Source organism: Paenibacillus sp. NRS-1782 (genome assembly GCF_050467685.1).
GTDB classification, from domain to species: domain Bacteria; phylum Bacillota; class Bacilli; order Paenibacillales; family Paenibacillaceae; genus Paenibacillus; species Paenibacillus terrae_A.
Genome location: NZ_JBITPH010000087.1, coordinates 21474 through 27935, shown reverse-complemented (window position 1 = coordinate 27935; position 6462 = coordinate 21474). Strand labels below are relative to the sequence as shown.

General features: G+C 40.9%; 4 protein-coding genes. 1 reads left to right on the top strand and 3 read right to left on the bottom strand.

Annotated features, from left to right (window positions below; all coding sequences use genetic code 11):
* Positions 1–620 precede the first annotated feature (620 nt).
* Positions 621–1601 carry a hypothetical protein gene (locus tag ACIFQM_RS24345; RefSeq protein WP_430039869.1) on the top strand — a complete coding sequence of 327 codons (981 nt, stop codon included), beginning with the start codon at positions 621–623 and terminating at the stop codon, positions 1599–1601.
* Between the two features lie 398 nt (positions 1602–1999).
* Here the strand turns inward: ACIFQM_RS24345 and ACIFQM_RS24340 are convergent, their stop codons facing one another.
* The 3 genes from ACIFQM_RS24340 to ACIFQM_RS24330 form a co-directional block, all read right to left on the bottom strand.
* Positions 2000–2674 (bottom strand): hypothetical protein, encoded by a 675-nt coding sequence (locus ACIFQM_RS24340; RefSeq protein WP_430039871.1) that lies wholly within the window; start codon positions 2672–2674, stop codon positions 2000–2002.
* A gap of 270 nt (positions 2675–2944) precedes the next feature.
* Positions 2945–3196, bottom strand: coding sequence for a hypothetical protein (locus tag ACIFQM_RS24335; protein ID WP_430039873.1), 252 nt, complete (start codon positions 3194–3196; stop codon positions 2945–2947).
* Positions 3197–3209: 13 nt separating this feature from the next.
* Entirely contained in the window at positions 3210–6248 is a 3039-nt protein-coding gene (locus ACIFQM_RS24330; RefSeq protein WP_430039875.1) for a contractile injection system protein, VgrG/Pvc8 family, read from the bottom strand.
* Positions 6249–6462 lie beyond the last annotated feature (214 nt).

Sequence of the window (6462 nt, the reverse complement as noted above, 5' to 3'; positions counted from 1 at the left end):
CTTCATATTACAATCCGTCATATATAAAATCCTAATATATTTGCTAGCGAAACTTCATCTTTCAGTCGTAGTTTCTTGTTATGCGTTATAAAGAAAATAGACTGCTAATTGTTAAATTTTAAGAATTTACATTGAGAGGGTGCATGTCGTACATTTACAGTGCAACTTATATAAATCTTTTGTATTAGAGTTAGGAGCAAAGAAGCTAGATCTATTGGATTATCAAATCAGAAAGGCAAGAGCCAAAAGTTATAATAACATTAACAACGCGAAAAAATGTCGTTTTTTGTCGTCATTAATTGATTTCTTTGAAAAGAAGAAAATGTAAAGAAGTTTGAAAGTTATTCAAGAATAGCTACCCCATCAGCACTATTAGCATAGCAACGAGCCGACTAAAGCATTGCTTCACACCAAAATCAGTAGCATTAATTTAACTAAGAAAAATGAGGCATTACAACGGAATATTCTACACAAAAATGAAAAACGCAATTCTTCTTTCTATTATTTACCCCCCTTCTCCTTCCATGTATGAAAACTATAGCACTTACATTTATGCATGCAAATGCTATGGTTTTCAGCTTAATCAAGATCTAAAATCATGTTATAAGGGGGTCAATGATATGAATAAAAAAGAGTTGATAGCAAATGCCCAAGCTAAGAATATACCAATAACAGAGAGCAAATTGAACCGATATATCAACTTGGGTTTGTTATACTCTGATACAAAAGGGAGAGGCCGAGCCAAAGGAACTCTATCGCACTTTACTGAGGAGTCCTTGGACATTTTAAAGGAGATTCAAAATTTGAAGGGGATAAATCAAAAACACATTATATTCACACTGTTTTGGCGAGGGTACAATATTTCATGGCATAAACTAAAGGATGCGGTTTATAATTTTGCACTTGAAATTGAGGATAAGTTCACCGAGGTCAATAACAAGACTAAAGATCCAGAATTTGCAGACTACATTTTGAATGAGATGATTGAAGAATCTGTACCCAAGAAAAAACCAGGGCGGCCTTCAAATCAAGATCTTAAAGAATTAAAACAACAACAGGAGGCAGAGAAAGAATCTTTCCGAAATATCCTCAGTCTTGTACAACTGTTAGCAGCAGGTAGTAGTATGACATGTCAGGGACTAAAGCTCTTCTCTAGACCTAATCCAAATGTTACAACTCAAACTATTGCTGATGCCGATATGTTCTTGGACTGGTTAAATTTACGAACGATAAAAGAGTCCATACAACGTTCAGAAAAAGATGACTATGACAACATTCTAGAAATTATCCATTGCATTCAACAATACTGGAATGAAATTGAGGCTGTAAGCGAAAGTCCCACCGTTAACTCTGTTTTAAAGGAAATAGTACATCAGGTTAATAGGTTTTATCCAGGTGGCTTCACTTTCAGGAATGTAACACTAATTCGCTATCTCATATTAGCTATGCTTGCTTTTGGAAAACACCAGATGATACTTGAATTTTTAAAATCGGATCAGACCAAAACGCTGTTTAACCAGTTAGTTAATCTTCCATTTGAAAAGAATAAACAAAAAAACGAGGTGAAAAACAATGAGAAAAATAGGTATTGCATTGGGTAATGGAGTAGCCTTCGGGTTGCCCGTAATTATTGTTTACATTATCCTTATATTGGCACTGATAGGCTTGTACACAATTTATTCTACGTACCGGGATAATATTTAAAAGTTATATTATGTTAAATTATTGAAGTGATAGCTAAGAGTCAATAGTATGACGACGGTAATATGGTTGCTCTTAAACGGATAAAAACTGGAATAAATAGTTATAAAGAAGTCTGCATTTTTCTTCGTAAATATGTATTAGTACTACTCACCGTAAAGCAATAAAACGTCTTTCCTCTTTCCCTTTTCCATTCCAAAAAAAGCGATGATACCGACGAAAGCGTCAAACTACGCCAAAGTCAGTATCGTCGCTAGTCACTCAGATAAAACAAGACGATAACATCTACTACCCAGCGTTAATTGCCCCAACGTATTCCAATTTCCCCAAAGGAAGTCTCGCTTTCATTCAATCCCTCAGGATCACTCGTTCCAATCGCTTCAATTTCTTTCTTGGTTAATATTATGTCATTACTTAAATCTTTAATCTTTCTCGTGTATATTGATTTAAGAAGATCAACTTGTTCATCCGTCATCTCATAATAATCTCGCCAAGATTCAACCGCTGAATCATATTCCATTAACTGTATTTCTAAAAGATAGCCTCCATTTAAAACGATCCTTACTACATTATCTACAGAGATCGTGTTATCTTGATCTCCCCAAAAAGCTGTTGTAATGGAAGGGATGGATATACCATCTTCCCCTTCTTCCAGCAGATACTCCAAAGTTTCGTTTCTCGCTAGCTCCAAGACTCCATTGGGTGCTCCTTCAAAAAAATCAATAGCAGCTGTAATATCAGAACGAGTAACATTGTCATTTCGGAATGCTGCAACACAATACTTTTCACTGAATGTAATTGTTGCTCTCCCACCTGTTCCGTCAATAACACCGTAGTTCATTCCATCCCAAGAATGTTCATAGGACAGTTCAGGGTAATGGGCCACCATAATTGCGTGCGCAATAGATGAAAGTATACATCCCTTCCAAAGATCGTGTTTATTCCATCCTTTAGTTATCATTTTAGGCTTCATTATGGTCTCCACTTTTAGGTTTAGAAAATGTATTTATTTTTATATAAACTGTATTCTCCTCATTCCTAGGCAATCCCTACAGTAAGAAAAAAGGGGTATACTCTGTCCGTGCTTTTGACTAACCCAGACCGTAGTATCAATGTGAAAACAGCCCCTAAGGCCGTTTCTGGACGTTTGAACGTCCTTCTTTTGCCATTAGGGGCTTTAGATTTTAGGTATTGGTTCTTGCAATCACATTGTTAAGCTTTAAACCCTGTTTTATTTCAACTTTCACTTTTCAGTGTCCTCTTCTAATGAATAAATCCTTTTAACTGTATTATCCTCGTTAAAGATATAAATTCTTCCACAATTAGTGCAGTGCCACACTTCATTTTTGGGATCAGGTATCGAAAGGGGATCAATTAAATCCCCCATGTTTATAATATCATCCCATTCCTTATCAGTATAAACATGAAGTTGAACGTCGTTGGGAGCCTCTACTGTAGATAAATATTCTCCACATTTGCACAATAATCTAGCCATATTAACCTTCCCCCTAGTTCGTAATTTTCCCTTCATTTGTCCATATTTCCACTTTTCCTGGAATCTGCCTATCTGTATAAGTCCCTTTAGCTCGATCAATAATTTGCTTCGCTTGTTCTTTTGTAAGCCCTGCTTCTCTAGCATCAATTATGACTTTTTCCGCATGTTGCTTAAATCCATCCTTTATTCTCCCAACTCCAGTATTAACATTAGGATTTTGCAAAGATTTAAGTTCAGTCAAAACCCCATCTACTTTGAAATCAGGCGTTTTTTCTCCATGTATTGTAGACTCTGGAATCCTTTCAACCTTTCTCCCTTCTTCTATTAAATCATTTGCTACTTTTTTCTCTGCTGGTTTTAACTCATTTATGTTCCCAACGAATTCACCTTTGGTTGGCTTAGCATTACCCGCCCCCTTAGTTCCGGGCGGCTTCTCGTTTGGTTTGCTCGGTTTCTGTGAGGCAGGTGTTCCTTCGCTCTTGCCTGACTTTGCACTGGAAGGTTTAGACGGCGTTGAGCTATTGGGACTTGGCCCCTCGCTTTTAGACATTCGATACAGATCCTTAGCACTTTGAACACTATTGGATGCTCCGGTATACGTTACCCCTGCCCCATGTGCTCCCAAAAGGGCAGATTGTACTATGACACCCACACCTACAGGTGCGCCTACTCCTGTAGCCGTTACCAAACCACCAAAGAATCCTTCTGCCACTGCTCCAGTCATCTCTACGGCTCCGGCTACAGTTGTCAAGGTATGTCCGATCACTTCACCTGTTTTACGCGCCATCGGATGATCGGAGGCGTATTCCTTTTTCATTATTCCAAATGAATAATCTTCTACAACTGCTGCTCCTGCTCCTAATACAACTTCTCCACTCACATCTGCGATATACTCCAACTCGTTCCCCATCTGCTTCGCCATAATGGCTTCGTTTTTTGCATTCTGGAGCTGGCCTGCGGCCATAAGATCCCACCACGACTGAGATTTCTCTTCTTCCTTTGGCTTTGCTTGTTGAGCCATGTAACTCTCGTAGTTCGCCCTCCAGCGTTGTCTCAACTCGGCGGGAATCTGCTGATAGGCATGAGCCATAGCATTCGATTCTTTCAGCAAGTTTTGAACGAGCTCTAGGGGACCACCGGAATGCGCCACATGACGCGCACTCGTGTATACTTTGCCTAAAATCCACTTGCTATAATAGGCTTGTTTCGCTTGCTCATGCTCGTACTGACTAATCAATCCTTGAAGCGCCAAACCTGCCAAATGTTTTAACGGATGGACACCCGCTTCTTTAGACGCTCCCAAGGTAGGCGTTCCTTTGCTCCGAACAGGGATTGCTGCGGATACTTGTAAAACCGTTGCCGCCACTTTACCTGCTAGTCCACCCGATGTATTCAACATCACATTGGCCACTTTCCCGACTACTGGAATGGAGCCTAATAACTTGGATACCGTACCTAGCAGTGCATTGGCCTGTTGAAGCGCCGCTGGACTTGTAACCTTTGCCGTAGGAGTAGGAGTTGTACTGCTGGAAGAAGCGTTGGCTGCTGCCGATTGGGCTGCCTCATACGCCTTAATATTCATCAACGGCGGCTCGGGTACAGGAGGGAGGTCAGCTACGAAAACAGGAGCCTTCACCGTACCTTCCTGATAAATGATCGGGGCTTGGGTATCCGTCTCACCATCCAGCACCATACTGCTGGCCCCACCTTTTAAGTATAGTGCAGTTCCAGCTTCAAGTGATAGTTCCTGACCTGCATCCAGCTTTACATGACCGCCCTGAATCTGTACATTCCCCGGACTGTTGACGGTGATCCCCGTATCCTCATGTAGTGTAATCGAAAACCCATCGGAAGTGGACAGGGTCAGCTCCTGCTCAGACATTTCTACGCCGCTACCTTGTACGTGTTTCCATACCTTCACATCTGGCTGTCCATTGGCGTGGCGATGTTGTCGCAAGGAATCGGTCACATAGGCTTCCTGTTCACAGTGTGTAGGTAAATACAACTCCACTTGTTCCCCAACTTCAGGCATGTCGTACCAGCCGCTATGTTCTTCCGCGACATAACGGGTGGCTACGGGAAACCAACAAGCTTTAGCTGGGTCTTGCTTCGGATCAATTTCCAGTTGAAGTTGTACCAAATCCTGTTGTACTTTCAACACCGTTCCCGTGAGTGAAATCCCGATAGCTTGATCATTTTCATACCGAGCATACTGAATATCCTGTTCGGCTTGGAGATCATAACGAGTTTGGAGTAAACCGTCCTTTAACTCTGTCACTGCCCTCACAACGACCAGCTCTTTGCCTTGTCCGATGGGTAACGTAATCAAGTCACCCAGCGCATAGTATTGCAGATTTTCAATCGTATAGGTGACATAAGCGCCAGCACGTTCCCCTGGTTTTCCTGTATCTAACTCATGAAACGTTTTTCGTACCCTGTAAAATACATCTCGTTCCACCTTGTACCGCTTGCCTTCTGGCATTCCAAAGAAAATCTTAGGTGATGCAGCCGTGATCTCCGGTACAAGTACCAAACCAAATCGAGAGACAAGACGCTTTAAAAAGGCCCAATCGGTTTCTTCATATTGTAAAACAAAAGTACCTAATTTAGCATAATTAGTCACCGTATCAATGGCATCTCCATACATGTACTTCCGAACCATTGTAGTGACTAGATCATCATAAGTACGGTGAATATCCTGATAGGAGCGCCTTTTCGTTTTGATATCCATTTGATAGGAATGCGAGGCCGCCTCCAGTTCAAAAGTGTATACTCCCCGTATGCAGTGCACAGACATGCGTGTAATTAACCCATGAAATAAACGTCTAAGCGACTGCCCTTGCTCATCTAACTGACGTATAACAATCGGTTCCTGCTCCATGTCCTGTCCAATACACGCGGCTCCCTGTTCTTCCGACAGCATGCCGCTCACATATAGGAATACATGATCGTTAACGGCCCTGGTAATTCGCAATTGTTCCATATGCTGAGGTTGAAAAGGACCGTATAAGCGTAGACTTTCATACCCTATTCCTTTTTGCAGTACGTCCAAATGCTTTCATATCTCCTTCCTAGCGGCACAAGGCATGTTCGCCAACTACCTTGTGTTTACATGTGTTCGTAGCTACCACAAAATTCAAATTGCGAGTTTAAGAGGTTATTTTTAACAGCAAACCATTCTTATGTATGTATCGGATAGAATAAAGATTTTGTTTACAGAAAGACCCATCCATTCTGTTATTTTGAATAATTCTAGATAATGAATG

Coding starts and splice junctions, on each gene's coding strand:
- ACIFQM_RS24335 (WP_430039873.1), bottom strand. CDS start 3,196: ATGGCTAGATTATTGTGCAAATGTGGAGAATATTTATCTACAGTAGAG.
- ACIFQM_RS24345 (WP_430039869.1), top strand. CDS start 621: ATGAATAAAAAAGAGTTGATAGCAAATGCCCAAGCTAAGAATATACCA.
- ACIFQM_RS24340 (WP_430039871.1), bottom strand. CDS start 2,674: ATGAAGCCTAAAATGATAACTAAAGGATGGAATAAACACGATCTTTGG.